Raw genomic sequence first — 14,958 nt, 5'->3', positions numbered from 1 at the left:
TAGATGAAACTGAAAGAAAGAAACTTGAGGATATCGCCCAAGGTTGGGGAATGAGTCTTTCGTCAGCCTTAAAAAGATTAGTTAGAGAGAAATAAAATGTTGAAAAGATTTAATGACCCGCATCATGATCGAGAATATTGGAAGCGGTTAAAACCGCACGGGTAGGCTTTCCCCCGCGCTCTAAAGAGACGCGGCTCCCAGCCTTCCCGCGATCCCCTGGTGGGTGGTGTTGGGTTTCGTTCCTCAACCCAACCTACATTTTCTTAACTGACAAGTATTGAATCGTAATCTATCGCTTAACAAGCCAGTGATGATTTGTTACAATAGCGATCGCTCAATTAGCACCTGTATAAATATGAATCTCCTCGCTGCTAGGTAAATCCATTAAGCTAAACATAAAATATACCTTGCGAATCTTGTTTTTAATCAGAAATTAATGAATTATAGAAATTGGTTATTCAATAGACATATCCAAAAAAGATGATAGAGACGTTACATGGAACGTCTCCGCAAGGGTTTCAAACGACGCACATTTAATTTTCGGAGATGTCTAATAGACATATCCAAAAAAGATGATAGAGACGTTACATGGAACGTCTCCGCAAGGGTTTCAAGTCAAGCATCTTTAATTTGCGGAGATGTCTAATCAGCCTATATTCTTAGTCTAAAATTATGATTCAAGGATGGATACAAATAGCATTAACTCTACTCATAGTAGTAGGCATCACACCTATCTTGGGAAAATATATGGCGCGTATTTACCAAGAACAGAGAACAATTCTCGACCCCATATTTGACAAACTGGAGAGATTAATTTACCTGCTCATCGGTGTTCATAGTAAACCAGATATGACCGCTTGGCAATATGCAGCAGCCATATTTTACAGCAACTTAGTCATGGGATGTTTAATATTTTTCATCCTCATAAATCAAGCATGGCTACCTCTCAACCCCACGCAAATTGGTGGGATGACGTGGGATACAGCTTTACATACAACCATATCCTTTCTCACCAACACAGATCAACAACATTATTCAGGAGAAACTTATCTCAGTTATGGTAGTCAAATTTGGGGAATTGGCTATTTAATGTTTACTTCCGCTGCCACAGGACTAACAGTAAGTATAGCATTTATTAGAGGATTAACAGGCAGACCATTAGGCAATTTTTATGTAGATTTAATTCGTTCGATTACGCGAATATTGTTACCCATGAGTATAGTAGGGGCAATATTCCTAATGATAGCGGGAGTACCAGAAACATTAGCAGGACCTGCGGTATTTCCTACCTTAGAAAATCCTAGCATTAGTCAAGCGATCGCTCGCGGACCAGTTGCCCATTTAGAAATTATCAAACAACTAGGAGAAAACGGCGGCGGATTTTTTACTATCAATTCTGCCCATCCTTATGAAAACCCCAACGGATTTTCTAACCTCATAGAAATCATCGCCATGTTGTTAATTCCCACATCCCTAATTTACACCTATGGAATATTTGCCAACAACAGCAAACAAGCCTGGTTAGTTTACAGCATGGTAGGCATAATTTTCATCATCTTTATTATCATTACCGCCATAGGAGAATATAACGGCAACCCAGCCATCAATACCATTTTAGGAAGTACACAACCCAACTTAGAAGGAAAAGAAATCAGATTTGGTTGGGCGCAATCAGCCTTATTTATAGTTGCGACAACCGCCACAATGTGTGGAGCAATTAATAGTTTAATTGATTCATTTATGCCCAACGGCGGTTTTGTTACCTTTGCCAATATGTTTCTCCAAATCATTTGGGGCGGACAAGGAATAGGAACAGCTTATTTATTTGCTTACCTCATATTAACCGTCTTTGCTACAGGCTTAATGGTAGGCAGAACACCGGAATTTTTAGGAAGAAAAATCGAAAAACGCGAAGTTGTCCTTGCCAGTTTTTTGATTCTTTTAGTACATCCCATCGCCATCATGATACCAGCCGGAATCACTCTAGCTTTTCCCGACCAACTAGCAGGAATCAGTAACCCCGGTTTTCATGGTTTTGCTCAAGTGCTGTATGAATATACCTCAGCCGCAGCTAACAACGGTTCTGGACTCGAAGGTTTAGGAGACTCCCAACCATCACCTTTGGCCATAGCTATGGGAGCAAAACCCACTATTACCGCTTTATGGTGGAACCTCAGCGCCAGTTTTAGTCTTCTCGCAGGGCGTTTTGTCCCCATTACTGGCTTATTGTTACTAGCAGATAATATGTCTCGTAAACCAAGTGTACCCTTGACTACAGGGACTTTACGCACTGATACGGGATTATTTACCAGTGTCACTGCTGGAATAATTTTGATCTTGGGTGCATTGACGTTTTTTCCGGTTTTGGCTTTTGGTCCTATCGGTGAAGCATTTTGGATAGCTAAAGGATTATAAGTTAAAGTCTCACGCAAAGGCGCAAAGGCGCAAAGATAGAAAGAATAAAGATATGACAAATAATCTTCGTCTTCCTCATGGAACTCGTGAATCCCGCAAGCATACACCGAAAGCAAATATGCGGGGATTGTATCAAAGAGCTATTCGTGAGTCATTCGTCAAGCTTGACCCCCGCATTTCTGTCAAAAACCCGGTGATGTTTATTGTTTGGGTGGGGACAATAGTGGTTTTTTTAGTCACTCTTGACCCTAATTTATTTGGCACTGTTAAGGCTGATATTAATCAACAACGACTGTTAAATGGGATAATTACTCTGATTTTATTTTCCACCGTTTTGTTTGCCAATTTTGCGGAATCTGTGGCGGAAGGAAGGGGTAAAGCCCAAGCTGATACTCTCAGAGCTACCCGTTCTGATACTATGGCTCGGAAAATTTTATCTAATGGGGTGATTGAAACTACTAACTCTACGGAATTACGTAAGGGGGATTTAGTGAAAGTCATTGCAGGTGATATGATTCCGGCTGATGGAGAAGTTACTCAAGGTATGGGTTCTGTTGATGAGTCAGCCATTACGGGAGAATCTGCCCCTGTACTTAAACAACCGGGGACGGATATTGCTAGTTCGGTTACAGGTGGTACACGCTTGCTGTCTGATGAATTGACTATTCGGATTACTGCTGATCCTGGTCAAGGTTTTATTGATAGAATGATTTCTCTGGTAGAAGGTGCGGAACGGAGTAAAACACCTAATGAAATTGCTTTAACTGTGCTGTTAGCAGTTCTTACCCAGGTGTTTTTAATTGTGGTTTCTACTCTTCCTCCTTTTACTGGTTATATCGCTAATTTTATTAGTGTGGTATTTGGGGAAGATGCAGGGAATAATTTACGCAATGGTGCCAGTATTGCCATTCTAATTTCTCTGTTAGTAGCTTTAATTCCTACAACTATTGGTGGTTTATTGAGTGCTATTGGTATAGCTGGAATGGATAGAGTCGCTCAATTTAATGTGATTGCTACTTCTGGGAGAGCAGTAGAAGTTTGTGGTGATATTAATACTTTAGTTTTAGATAAAACAGGAACTATTACTTTAGGCAATCGGATGGCTGATGAATTTATTCCTGTGAATAATTACTCTGTTGAAGATGTAGCCAGAATTGCCAGAATCGCAAGTCTATTTGATGAAACACCGGAAGGTAGATCAATTGTGAAGTTAGCAGAAAAATATCAGGTATTTATAGATGTTGATGTTGATCATGCTGAAGGTGTAGAATTTTCAGCTAAAACCCGTATGAGTGGGATTAATTTAGCTGATGGTAGTGAAATTAGAAAAGGTGCGGTAGATGCAATTAAAGGTTTTGTCCGTTCTCGTGGTACTCAAGCTCCTCCAGAATTAGATGCGGCTTATGAACAGGTTTCTTTATTGGGAGGTACACCTTTAGCTGTTTGTTTAAATGACCAAATTTATGGTGTGATTTATCTCAAAGATATTGTTAAACCTGGTCTTAAAGAAAGATTTGATCAACTGCGAAGAATGGGGGTGAAAACTATTATGCTCACTGGTGATAATCGCATTACAGCTAGTGTTATTGCTAGGGAAGCAGGAGTTGATGATTTTATTGCTGAAGCTACTCCAGAAGATAAAATTAGTGTCATTCGGGCTGAACAATCTCAAGGTAAATTAGTGGCAATGACGGGAGATGGGACTAATGATGCACCAGCTTTAGCTCAAGCAAATGTGGGTGTAGCTATGAATTCGGGAACACAAGCGGCAAAGGAAGCTGCTAATATGGTGGATTTAGATTCTGATCCTACCAAATTAATTGATTTGGTGACTATTGGTAAACAGTTACTAATTACTCGTGGGGCATTAACTACATTTTCTATTGCTAATGACATTGCTAAATATTTCGCTATCATTCCCACTATTTTTGGCGCAGCAGGGATTGGTGCTTTAAATATTATGGGCTTAAAAAGCGCTCAATCAGCAATAGTTTCGGCTCTAATTTATAACGCTTTAATTATTCCAGCACTGATTCCTGTAGCACTCAAGGGCGTAAAGTTTCTACCTCTCACAGCAGATCAATTATTAAAACGCAATATCTTTATTTATGGTGTTGGGGGTATTATTGCGCCCTTTATTGCCATTAAATTAATTGATGTCATTCTGCCTTTAAATTAGATGACGACAGAGAGAAGTATAGTCAACATCAGAAATTATGCACAAACATCAACTCCCGATTTATTTATTTTTAGGAATATGCAGTAATTTAATTATTGCCCCAATGGTTTATGCGGCTACATCCGAACATTTTTCTCGTTCCCAAGCTTGGGCTTTAGGATTATTAGGAGTAGGAATTTTCAGTCTGTCTATTTATTTGTTTTTTGTAATGTTTCAACCGGAGAAATTTTAATGAGTTTTACTAGAGATGCTAACCAGGCTATTCGTGCTACTTTAATCACTTGGATAATTTGCGGCTTAATTTATCCATTGATCATGATTATTTTTGGTCAAATTGTATTTCCTGCTCAAGCTAATGGGAGTTTAATTACTAATAGCCGAAAACAAGTTATTGGTTCTGATTTAATTGGGCAACCTTTCACTTCTGAACGCTATTTTAATGGTCGTCCCAGTACCACTAATTACAGTACAGCAGATCCAAGGAAGGATGAAAGTGGAGTTTTAAAGACAGGTATATCTGGTGCTAGTAATTTAGCTCCCAGCAATATAGCATTAATAGAACGGATTCAAGGAAAGGATGGTTTTCAGGGTTTACAAACAGCAGGGATAAAACCAACAGCAGATTTGGTTTATACTTCTGGTTCTAGTCTTGATCCTCATATTAGTTTAGCAGGTGCTAAGGCGCAAATTGCCAGAGTTGCGAAAGCTAGGGGAGTTCAAAAGCAACAACTGGAAAGTTTAATTAATCAGAATATTGATAGACGTTTTCTTGGTATTTTTGGAGAACCTGGAGTCAATGTTTTAAAGTTAAATTTAGCTGTGGATGCTTTAAAATCTGGAGGTTAAATCAGACAAATAATGAAATCCTTTTCTCAAGTCCTCTCCAAATGAGTCATAAGTTCCCTGGTAAGATGTAAAAATCTTGTACCCTGGCAATACTAAAGCAATACCTATTCTGCTGTGAATCTTACCTGGATATTTATAAGGTTGATCATCAGGAACATCACCACCAATACGCATAAGTATTCCTGGTAGCCATAAGTATAATCCAGGAATTAATAAGTCCATGCTGTAAGCAATTTCTCTCATCGCTTCGTTTTCACTAAGAGCATTATTGCCAGAAAAGCTCAACTTGGTGTTTGTGATGTTCAACATTACGTTTTTAATCTCCAATAGAGATTTTGGGCATTGCTGAATTAGGGTATGAAATTGAAAAATCAATGATTTCAAACTCTTAGAGACTTCCAAGAAATAAATTATCCTAAGAAACGAACCACAGAGGCACAGAGTACACAGAGAGAGAATTTCTGCATCAGTTTTGGGACATTTTTTTATTTGGAAGTCTCTTACTCTCTGCGCCTGGAGCGCCTCTGCGTGTTCGCGCAGCGTGCCGTAGGCATAACAAAATCATACTCTTAATCAGCAACGCCAGATTTTGCTAGCAGTTTCAATCCCTAGTAGAGATTATTGTAACAGGAATAGGAATCTCCACACACTACCTATAGCGGTTATTGTTCGGATGCAATCCAATTGAGGGCGGGGTTTCCCCGCCCCTACTAAATACTGGATTGCGTATCTACGTTTTCGCTGTGGTGTAAGGTATTTCTCAATCCTTGGCTATTACCTGTAATGAAGTCAAGTCATAATTTTGACATAAATTGATGAGTTTTTCTTGAATGCGCGATCGCACATCCTCCGGTGAAACTACAATACAATCGGAGGAATATTGCATGATTTCCCGGATAAACCAAAATGTATTAGATGTTTTTCTAATCACTCGCTTCACTTTTGATTTTTCTGGTATCCATTCAACTATTGTATCCTCTGGTTTAGTTTGATAGGCAAAAGCTAAGTTGTTTAGTAGGTGCATTTCTACATCTATTTGATCTAACTGCGATCGCCATTTACCAGCAATTTCCGTAATAGCTGCTTCGTTAATTCTGTCTAAACGAAAACACCAATTATGCTGTAGTGCTTCTATGTCATGGTTATCTAATGTTTCCTGACACCAGCAATCAAGATAGAGGCGTTTTTCATGGGGGGTAATCTTAGCATAGTGAACTGTATAATTTAATATTCTTTCTGTTGCATCTTGATAGGAAAGTTGAAACGGTTGTTGACGCAAAATATAGTGGTCAACTTGTAACCGCCAAGATGGAAGTGAATTGTTTAAAACCTTTTCAATTTCTTTTCGCATTGGTATGGACAATTCACTGCGTTCGAGTAACAAATTGGCGATAATCTGCGCTTGTTCCACTTGTCCAATGTCTGTTAATGCACTTATACAACGGTATAATGCGCGGATACGTGATTCCTGCCAGTCATGATTTTTACCAATGATTAATTCATGTTGAGCGATCGCTTTGATCAGTTTGGAGATATTGGGATCATCCCCCCACATCATCCCAAATTCGAGGGCGATCGCTTCTAGTTCGGCTTTGTCCCGTTCTGATACCGACAGGGTAATAGACTGACCTTTTCGACTCATTGTAAGTGTCCGTATACTTTATACTTATTTTCTCTTGTCAACTTTTATTTTCGGTGTCATTATAGATTTTAACAACGAGTTACGGACAGTTTTTAATTACAACACAAAAACTGCAACTAATGGTTGCAGAAATTGAAAAGAGTTATTAAGGGTATGTCAGAAAATTACAGTATTCAACTCAAACCTGTTTATTCTCAAACAGTCCCCACACCTGATGGGGTTAAATTACCAGATAATTGGTCTTTATCTTGGCATCAAGTAGAAACTTTAAAAGCCTTGCGCGATCCAAATATTGATGTAGTTTTCAACACTGCTATGACGGGAGATGGTAAAAGTTTAGCTGCTTATTTAGAAGTTCTTCAAGGTGAATTTTCCGCGATTGGACTTTACCCAACTAATGAATTAGCACGTGATCAAGAAGCACAAATTAAAGGATATATTGATATATTTAAACCAGGAAATCAACCTCGTGTAGTTAGATTGAATGGGGCTGATTTAGAAATTTATGCGGAAAACGAAGAATTAAAAAAAGGTGCTGCACTTTTAACTCGTGTAGTACAATCTGAAATACTTTTAACCAATCCTGATATTTTTCACTACTTACATCATGGAGCATATCTAAGCCATGATGATAGTCCTGATAAACTTTGGGGGCGAGTTAATAAAAACTTTGATTTATTTATTTTTGATGAATTTCATGTTTTTGCTGCTCCCCAAATTGCCAGCGTAATTAACACCATGCTGTTGATTCATTGTACAAATCGGCGAAAAAAGTTTCTCTTTCTTTCCGCCACACCAGATAAAGATTTAATTTGCAGATTAGAAACAGCAGGATTTCGTTGTCAAGAAATAAATCCTCTGGAAGAAAATAAATATCATTTTCCTGATAATACAGAACAAGAAGCGAAACTTAAAAACCAAGATTGGCGACAGGTAGCGCGAGGAATTGCACTCAATTTTATGCCTTTAGAACCGAGTTTTAAAGCTTCGGAAACTTGGTTAAAAGCCAATAGCAATTTAATTGTATCTCAGTTTCAAGAATATCCAGGAAGTAAAGGTGCAATTATTCTCAATTCAATAGCAGCAGTTAAGCGACTAACTCCATTTTTTCAAGAACTTTTAGAACCCTACAATTTAACAGTGGGAGAAAATACAGGTTTATCAAGTAAAGGAGAAAAAGAGTTAAGTTTATCGGCTGATTTAGTTTTAGGTACAAGTACAATAGATGTGGGCGTTGATTTTAAAATTAACTTTCTAATTTTTGAATCATCAGATTCGGGAAATTTTATTCAACGGTTAGGAAGATTAGGAAGACATGACGGATATGAAAAAAATGGTCAAGAAATTAAGTTTAACAATTTCACAGCTTATGCTTTAGTTCCTAACTTCTTAGTTGAGCGTTTATTTCAAACAGATTCACCACCATTACAAGTTGATAATATTTATGATCGTCCATTTTTACAACAAACCATAAAAGAGCAATATCGTAAAATCAATGATTTTCATGGTTATTATCGCCGCTGGGGTGCTGTGCAGTCATTTTGGTTATGTTGTAAATTGAGCGATCGCACTATTAAACAACAATATGCTCAAAGTCGAGAAAAGTTTCAAAAAGCCTGTGAACAAGTATTTGATACAAGTTTAAAATCACAAGCTGGACGTATTACAGGATGGGCTAAAAACTGGAAAGAACTGTCAGGTAAATCAGGAAATCCCATTGCTGATGATGCAGCTAGTTTTCGCGGTTCTAGTCCTTTGCAATGTGGGTTGTATGATTTAACAGAAACTAACGAAAATGAGAGATTTAAAACCTACGATTTACCGGGAATTTTAAGCAACTTAGAAATAGAAATGTGGACGGAAGCAGGATTCATACGGGCATTAAAAGAAACTGCCCAACGGACTGGACAACCCATAGCAAAAGGTAGATTTGCCCATTGTCTAGCATTTATCAAGTTACGTTCCTACCGTGAAGAACGATTGAACTGGAAATTTACCTATTCTGGAGACTTACAACCCATCGCTGATGCTTGGAAAGTGCAAGTTTTAACAGGGGTAGGAGTATGGCAACCTCATAATGGTTGGATAGGTCAAATTGATAAAAAACTGAAAAAAGAGGGTTTAGTTTGTTATGTAATTCGTCGTCCAGTTGCCGAAGTGCGGATGCGGTTAAGGCTACCCATGCACTTTCAACTTTATCCCATCAGTGACCAGTACAGCATTCATGAAGCAACTCAGCCCTACTCTATAGCCTTTGGTCAATCGGCGTTGCTACTGGATACGCTTGCTTATACGTTTAAAAGCAAAGGAGACGAGCTATGGATTGCTTGAGGTTTCGATCCCTAATAAGGATTTAGTTTAAATAGCTTAAGTTACTCAAGCTACAGGGTAGAAAACAAACTATCAGCGAGAAGTGACTGTGTATTTCAATCCCTAATAAGGATTGGTCTACCCGTAGAAAGAGATCATACGATGAAATTGATTAAAAGTCAACTAGAATGTTTAGCTAGTTACACAATCATTGCTCGCTGATTAGACTTTTAACTTAAAGAGGAGTAATTAAATAAATTAGCTGGTCTAGCTACAAAATAAAAGATATACTAACTAGGTAGAAGGAACCCAATACAAAAGGAAAAGCTTCCATGCTCTACCAGAATACTGAATCTCTCCTCGCTAATCTTATACAGAAAGCAGATATTGACACGCTGAATCAAGTCGTGACTATACGTTTACTAGGTGAAGTATGTTAGCATAATTACCGTATTAGTGCTTTAGAAAAAAAACATGAAGAAATATTGCTAAAACTTGACAATGTTGAAAATCAACTTCAAGAAAAGCAAGAATCAATTAGCTCCATACAAGCAGAAATACCGCATTTAAGACATCTGGCTTGCAAAAACGAAGATTTAGAGAATCGTTTAGCCTTTCTTGAACCAGAGGACTAAAGTGCTATTTACGTCTAGTAGGGTGCGTTAGCTATAGCGTAACGCACTGAACCAAAAAACTAAAACCTAAACAATGAAAGAACAAACACTACTAGAAAGAATCACATTTAAACCCCAAATTTTTGGTGAAATGTTTACCTTGATTGGTAGTAACTATCGCTTAGAAGTTGGTGAAAAAGAATTTTTTATTGACCTATTATTGTATCACCGTCAATTAAGATTTTTAGCTGCGGTTGAGTTAACAACTGGAGATTTTTTACCTGAGTATGTTGGTAAAATGCAATTTTATCTATCTGTTTTAGACGATAAAGTGAAGCTACCAGATGAAAATCCTTCTATTGGCATTATTCTTTGTAAATCTAAACAAAGAACTATTGTAGAATACGCACTCAAAGATTCTAATAAACCAATTGGTGTAGCCACTTATCAGATAGTTTCTCAATTACCTCAAGAACTAAAAAATCAACTTCCTGATCCTGAACAAATTGCTAAATTACTCGAAGGATTTGAATAAATCATGATTATTAATGATTTAGTTGCGATCAAAACAAATTTAATCAGAAAATATTACAAGACTTTAGAAAAATTTACTTCAATTAGTCTTGATGAATTTCTTTCTGATTATTGTCAACAACTTCTAGCAGAAAGACTTTTGTATTTAATCCTTCAAACTGCAATAGAAATGAATAAATACATCTTATCAACACTCAATCCTGTAAATTCTCATACTGACTTTAGCTCCTTCATTGAACTTGCTCCCCATGAGGTAATCACACCAGATTTAGCTCAAAAATTAGCACCATCAACAGGACTCATAAAACATTTAACTTATGAGTATGACAAGATAAATCCAATTCAAATTTTTCAATCAATTAATTTTGCTCTAGAACAATATCCAATTTACATTAGACAAATCAACTCCTATTTAATTTCATTGAGTAAAGACAATGGCTAAAAAAAGTAAAGATGCAAATGAACATCAACAATTATCACTCTTAGAAATAAAAGATGATTCCAATGTGGAAACCTCAGAAAATGATTGGTTATCGGGTGATTTTGGTTTTGATGGAGATAATGACAGAACTATTGAAACTAAAGGACAATTACTCACACTCAAATTATTAAGAGAAGCAATACAAGCTGAAAATCCTCATGATCAAGTCATGGCAGATTTTAGCGAATATGTATTACCCAATTTGCTAAAAATAGCTATTGGTGTCACTGCTAAAGGTGGTAAATTCTTTGATGAAATAGACGAAAAACGAGAAGCAGAAGGTAAAACAAAAGTTAGACGTGATAATGCTGCTGACCAATCTTTAAATACACACTTACTTAATGGCTTATTTCCAGCAAATTTAATTGAGCAAAGATTAGAACAACTGGATACCACAGTTAAAAGAGTAGTCAAAGATAAAGAACGACGTTTAGTAATTGCTGGTTTTATTCTCCATGACTTTGAAAAATTTCCAGATGCACCTGAAGACTGTCGCAAGTTACCTTTAGATGAACATCGCAAAATTATTGATGAAAAAGTTCGACAATTAGGACTTGATAAATTCATCAATCCAGATAATCCCGAACTTTATCAAGAATATATTGATGATTTGTTGTGTATGGCTTATAATGCACAACGACGCTGGGATACTAACTGGAACTTTTCAGAATTTGGGTTAAATCCTGTTCTTAAAGATCGCACTATTCGCAGTTTATGTGATTTAACCTGTTTAGCTGATTCTCTCGCTTCAATTATCAAACATCCCCAAGATGCAGAAAATACGAGACTTAATGAAATTATCCACAGTCTGAGTGATGGTAAATTGAAATTCACCTATCATCACATTGCAGAAAATAGAGGCGTTTTAACTAACGTTGTTAATAATGCAGTAATTGAAGCTCACACTAACTTAAATACTGCTGAAAATACATATTATCAACCTTTGTTATATCTACCAACAGGGGTAATTTATCTAGCATTGCGTGATGCTCCTCCTATCTCTCCAGAAATTTTACCAGATATGGTAGTTAATAAGATTAAATCCCTTTGTTCTGGTCAATTAAAACTGAGACAAACGGGATTTGGTAGAGATGGAAAAGGGATGAAATATGCTGAATATTACAACCTCTTTTTTGAGTCTCCTGGTTTAATGCAAGTTGCGTTAGATGCTACTTTACGCATTTTAAATACTGGTAAAACATCTGTTGGTAAAAGTCGTAGTGAAAATTTAGTTAAGTTTCAAAAACAAAATGTTTTATCTGCTGATTATGATTTTCAATTTGATGATGATATTCGCATTGATCAAATTGCCGAATTTGGAGATTTAATTACTCGCAAAATTTGGGATGAAATAGTTAATAAAATTGAAACTGAAAGGAAGAAAGATAAAAAACTTCCACAAGTTCCAGATTTTGATTTAACTCATAAAGTTGCTGAATTTTGGAACTTAACAGAATATTTACCGCAAGTTCGAGAAATTCAACGTATCAATGAAAGTTTGAAAGAACAAAAATTAAAGGGTAATACGGGAGGTGTACCTTATGAATGGTATTATCTAGCGGCTAAATATTTGGAAAAAAATCCCGGTATTGAAGATGTCCGCGAAAATTGTCAACAGGTAATTTATTACTTGACAGATTTAATTTCCCCAATTCTTGCACAATATCAATTACCTGATGGTTGGGATGATTTAAGGTTGTGGGTATCAAGAGTTATCATGTTACCTAATACCAATAAAGAAACATCTGTCACCACTGAAGTTGATAATTTTATCAATGAGTTGAGTAATTATAATGCTGCTAAAAAACCAGGCAGAGGTAAACAATTAATCTGCTCAATTTCTCATTCAGCTTATACTGTCACTGAACAGATGGAATCAGCAGTTTTATTTACACCTCAAGTTTATACAAATAAACAAATGTTAGGAGGTTCTAACGCTAAACGGAATATTTCTAGTATTGCGGGTGTAGAAATGATGTTGAGACAAATATTAATGAATCAAACTCAAGCTGTAGGTAAAAGATTTGAAGATGGTAAATATCGCTATCTCTACTTTTATCCAACTTATTATTTCACTCCAGAAACTAATAAGTTTTTACAAAAAGCCTACACAAATATTGCTCAAACTCGTTTTGATACTAGCATCCGTAATCATTTCATTAGTAAAGATTTACAGGTTGATTTAACCAAAGAAAATTATCAATGTGTGGATAGTTTCTTAATTGATGAAAATTTAGATAGTGAAAAAGATCGCACTTTTAAGCTTTCCTATCCAGAAGATCAACCTTTAACATTTTACTTCATGGCTTTACCTCCTGGAAGGGATAGCACTGATACAGAATCTTGGGTAATGCCGAGTTGGTTAGCGTTCGCTTTTCCGATGATTTTAGATGTGAAAACTGTAGTTTCTGAGTCTCCTATTCCCCCATTTAATGATGGTGCAGAATTTGAAGAAACGGTATTTCTTGATAGTGCGCCTCATGCTTTTCGGACTTTGGTAAAAAGAGATAGATTCAGACTTGATTACATTCTGGAAGGTTGGGAAGAGTACGGTATTCAATATTCTGCACCTTTAAATGTTTTAACTGCTGCTTACGCTATCCATTTAGATGTTAATGCAAAGCAAGGTAAGACTGGCTATGATGCTAATTGGGGTAAATTTACGGAATTATCCAAGGATTTTGAAACCAGTCCTCTTCATGTTTTTGCTTATCTGAATAAATGGGTGCGTAATCAAAAACTTGAGACAGCAAGGATTGAAAAAATCAAACTTTATACCTATCATTTTTACCCTTGTTTTGACCCTTATGCAAAATTTGATTCTACTCAGGAGAAATTAATTGTGGAAGAGAAATCAACTTTGAATCATCCTAAAAATTTAACGGAACTTTATCGCCGTTTTTATCGAGCTAATAAAAGGTTTAATCCTAAAGCTAATGCTGTTTTAAAACCCATTGATATTGCTGCGGATATTATTCTCAAAGCAGATTTATGTATGTTTGGTGGAGAAGTTTTAACTTCAACTGTAGCGGCAGAGGTTTTTAAACTCATGGATCGGGTACATTCTTCTACTGCTGAAGGACGTTGGATTATGAGTAAAAGGGAGGAAGAAAGACAAGCTGTTTTAGAGTTTGCAAGGTATTTTGTAGAGGATGTTTTTGAGGAGTGTTTTAAAGGCGATCGCGCCCGGTTAGCAGGCCGTCAATTGAATCTAATTCGAGATACTTGTGAGTTTCTTTATCGTTTAGCAGATGATGAAGAACGTAAAGCACGTCCCCAAGATGAACCTGATGAAATTACCGAAATTGAAACTGAAGAAAATTAGATTATGACTATTCTTGATCCTTCTCAGTCTTATACTTTTAGCAAATATTTTGAGATGCACATTTCTCCTCAAGATTTTGCTCAAGAATTTGGTTATACATTTACTCGAAAACGTTTGAGTTTACCCCAATATCAAGAGAACCTAGATCGATTAAAAGAGTTGCAAGAACGACTTGATGAAATTCTTCCATACTTTGATTTAGCTAATGAAACAAGTCGCAGAGAAGTATTGATTTCTCCAATCATTTTAGATTTAGTTCACTATACTAAATCTGATGTGAGAATTGAGTATCAAATTAAAGTCAGCGAACAACTACAAGGTTACTTTGATTATCTAATAAGAAATCGAAACAACCTCTTAGTAATCGAAGCTAAAAAAGAGGATTTGGATTATGGTATGACTCAGCTTTTTGCAGAATTAATTGCCCTAGATAAATGGCAAGAAAATCAACAACAAACTCATCTTATCGGTTCAGTTACTACTGGTAAAATATGGGAATTTGCCCAACTTGATCGCACTAATAAACACATCGATCAAGGACTTGATAGCTATCGGGTTCCTGATGATTTAGACCCCTTAATGCGGATTCTCGTTCAAACTCTCATTTAATTT

General features: G+C 36.5%; 11 protein-coding genes and 1 pseudogene. 10 read left to right on the top strand and 2 right to left on the bottom strand.

Annotated features, from left to right (window positions below; translation table 11 throughout):
- Positions 1-672: 672 nt before the first annotated feature.
- Genes kdpA through kdpC form a run of 4 tightly spaced genes read left to right on the top strand, consistent with a single transcriptional unit; the run spans position 673 to position 5,440 of the window.
- Positions 673-2,415, top strand: coding sequence for a potassium-transporting ATPase subunit KdpA (kdpA, locus tag IQ228_RS01890; RefSeq protein WP_027401750.1), 1,743 nt, complete (start codon positions 673-675; stop codon positions 2,413-2,415).
- Between the two features lie 52 nt (positions 2,416-2,467).
- Positions 2,468-4,594, top strand: a complete 2,127-nt coding sequence (kdpB, locus tag IQ228_RS01885; protein WP_027401751.1) for a potassium-transporting ATPase subunit KdpB — start codon at positions 2,468-2,470, stop codon at positions 4,592-4,594.
- A 37-nt stretch (positions 4,595-4,631) separates the two neighbouring features.
- A complete protein-coding gene (locus tag IQ228_RS01880; protein WP_193962046.1) occupies positions 4,632-4,826 on the top strand; it encodes a potassium-transporting ATPase subunit F in 195 nt (64 codons plus the stop codon).
- A complete protein-coding gene (gene kdpC / locus IQ228_RS01875) occupies positions 4,826-5,440 on the top strand; it encodes a K(+)-transporting ATPase subunit C (protein ID WP_193962045.1) in 615 nt (204 codons plus the stop codon). Before IQ228_RS01880 ends, kdpC begins: the two co-directional genes overlap by 1 nt.
- Here kdpC and IQ228_RS01870 read toward each other — a convergent pair.
- Positions 5,423-5,749, bottom strand: a complete 327-nt coding sequence (locus IQ228_RS01870) for a hypothetical protein (protein WP_051424266.1) — start codon at positions 5,747-5,749, stop codon at positions 5,423-5,425. The genes kdpC and IQ228_RS01870 overlap by 18 nt on opposite strands.
- 451 nt (positions 5,750-6,200) lie before the next feature.
- The gene (locus tag IQ228_RS01865) at positions 6,201-7,082 is read right to left on the bottom strand and encodes a YafY family protein (protein ID WP_193962044.1); all 882 of its coding nucleotides are present in this window, start codon (positions 7,080-7,082) and stop codon (positions 6,201-6,203) included.
- A 153-nt stretch (positions 7,083-7,235) separates the two neighbouring features.
- On the opposite strand from IQ228_RS01865, the gene cas3 reads away from it, so the two are divergent.
- The 6 genes and pseudogenes from cas3 to IQ228_RS01835 all read left to right on the top strand — a co-directional run bounded on the left by cas3 (position 7,236) and on the right by IQ228_RS01835 (position 14,955).
- Positions 7,236-9,413: a type I-D CRISPR-associated helicase Cas3' gene (gene cas3 / locus IQ228_RS01860; RefSeq protein ID WP_193962043.1), complete on the top strand. Its 2,178-nt coding sequence runs from the start codon at positions 7,236-7,238 to the stop codon at positions 9,411-9,413.
- Positions 9,414-9,877: 464 nt separating this feature from the next.
- Complete coding sequence (locus tag IQ228_RS01855; RefSeq protein ID WP_193962042.1) at positions 9,878-10,027, top strand: hypothetical protein; 150 nt, start codon at positions 9,878-9,880, stop codon at positions 10,025-10,027.
- A 79-nt stretch (positions 10,028-10,106) separates the two neighbouring features.
- A pseudogene (locus IQ228_RS01850) lies at positions 10,107-10,541 on the top strand (PDDEXK nuclease domain-containing protein); the annotation flags it as partial.
- Between the two features lie 3 nt (positions 10,542-10,544).
- Positions 10,545-10,982: a DUF86 domain-containing protein gene (locus IQ228_RS01845; RefSeq protein ID WP_193962041.1), complete on the top strand. Its 438-nt coding sequence runs from the start codon at positions 10,545-10,547 to the stop codon at positions 10,980-10,982.
- Positions 10,975-14,346: a type I-D CRISPR-associated protein Cas10d/Csc3 gene (gene cas10d, locus IQ228_RS01840; RefSeq protein ID WP_193962040.1), complete on the top strand. Its 3,372-nt coding sequence runs from the start codon at positions 10,975-10,977 to the stop codon at positions 14,344-14,346. The genes IQ228_RS01845 and cas10d overlap by 8 nt, the downstream gene beginning before the upstream one ends.
- A gap of 3 nt (positions 14,347-14,349) precedes the next feature.
- Positions 14,350-14,955, top strand: a complete 606-nt coding sequence (locus IQ228_RS01835; RefSeq protein ID WP_193962039.1) for a hypothetical protein — start codon at positions 14,350-14,352, stop codon at positions 14,953-14,955.
- Positions 14,956-14,958 lie beyond the last annotated feature (3 nt).

Source organism: Dolichospermum sp. LEGE 00246 (assembly GCF_015207865.1).
In the GTDB taxonomy this organism is placed as follows: Bacteria; Cyanobacteriota; Cyanobacteriia; order Cyanobacteriales; family Nostocaceae; genus Dolichospermum; species Dolichospermum heterosporum.
The sequence above is the reverse complement of the archived record's forward strand: the minus strand, read 5'-3'. Positions and strand labels throughout refer to the sequence as shown.

What these genes read in the sequence shown, in the direction of transcription:
- IQ228_RS01865 (WP_193962044.1), bottom strand. Translation starts at nt 7,082, where the DNA reads ATGAGTCGAAAAGGTCAGTCTATTACCCTGTCGGTATCAGAACGGGAC.
- cas10d (WP_193962040.1), top strand. Translation starts at nt 10,975, where the DNA reads ATGGCTAAAAAAAGTAAAGATGCAAATGAACATCAACAATTATCACTC.
- IQ228_RS01870 (WP_051424266.1), bottom strand. Translation starts at nt 5,749, where the DNA reads ATGTTGAACATCACAAACACCAAGTTGAGCTTTTCTGGCAATAATGCT.
- kdpB (WP_027401751.1), top strand. Translation starts at nt 2,468, where the DNA reads ATGACAAATAATCTTCGTCTTCCTCATGGAACTCGTGAATCCCGCAAG.
- IQ228_RS01835 (WP_193962039.1), top strand. Translation starts at nt 14,350, where the DNA reads ATGACTATTCTTGATCCTTCTCAGTCTTATACTTTTAGCAAATATTTT.
- kdpC (WP_193962045.1), top strand. Translation starts at nt 4,826, where the DNA reads ATGAGTTTTACTAGAGATGCTAACCAGGCTATTCGTGCTACTTTAATC.
- IQ228_RS01880 (WP_193962046.1), top strand. Translation starts at nt 4,632, where the DNA reads ATGCACAAACATCAACTCCCGATTTATTTATTTTTAGGAATATGCAGT.
- IQ228_RS01845 (WP_193962041.1), top strand. Translation starts at nt 10,545, where the DNA reads ATGATTATTAATGATTTAGTTGCGATCAAAACAAATTTAATCAGAAAA.
- kdpA (WP_027401750.1), top strand. Translation starts at nt 673, where the DNA reads ATGATTCAAGGATGGATACAAATAGCATTAACTCTACTCATAGTAGTA.
- cas3 (WP_193962043.1), top strand. Translation starts at nt 7,236, where the DNA reads ATGTCAGAAAATTACAGTATTCAACTCAAACCTGTTTATTCTCAAACA.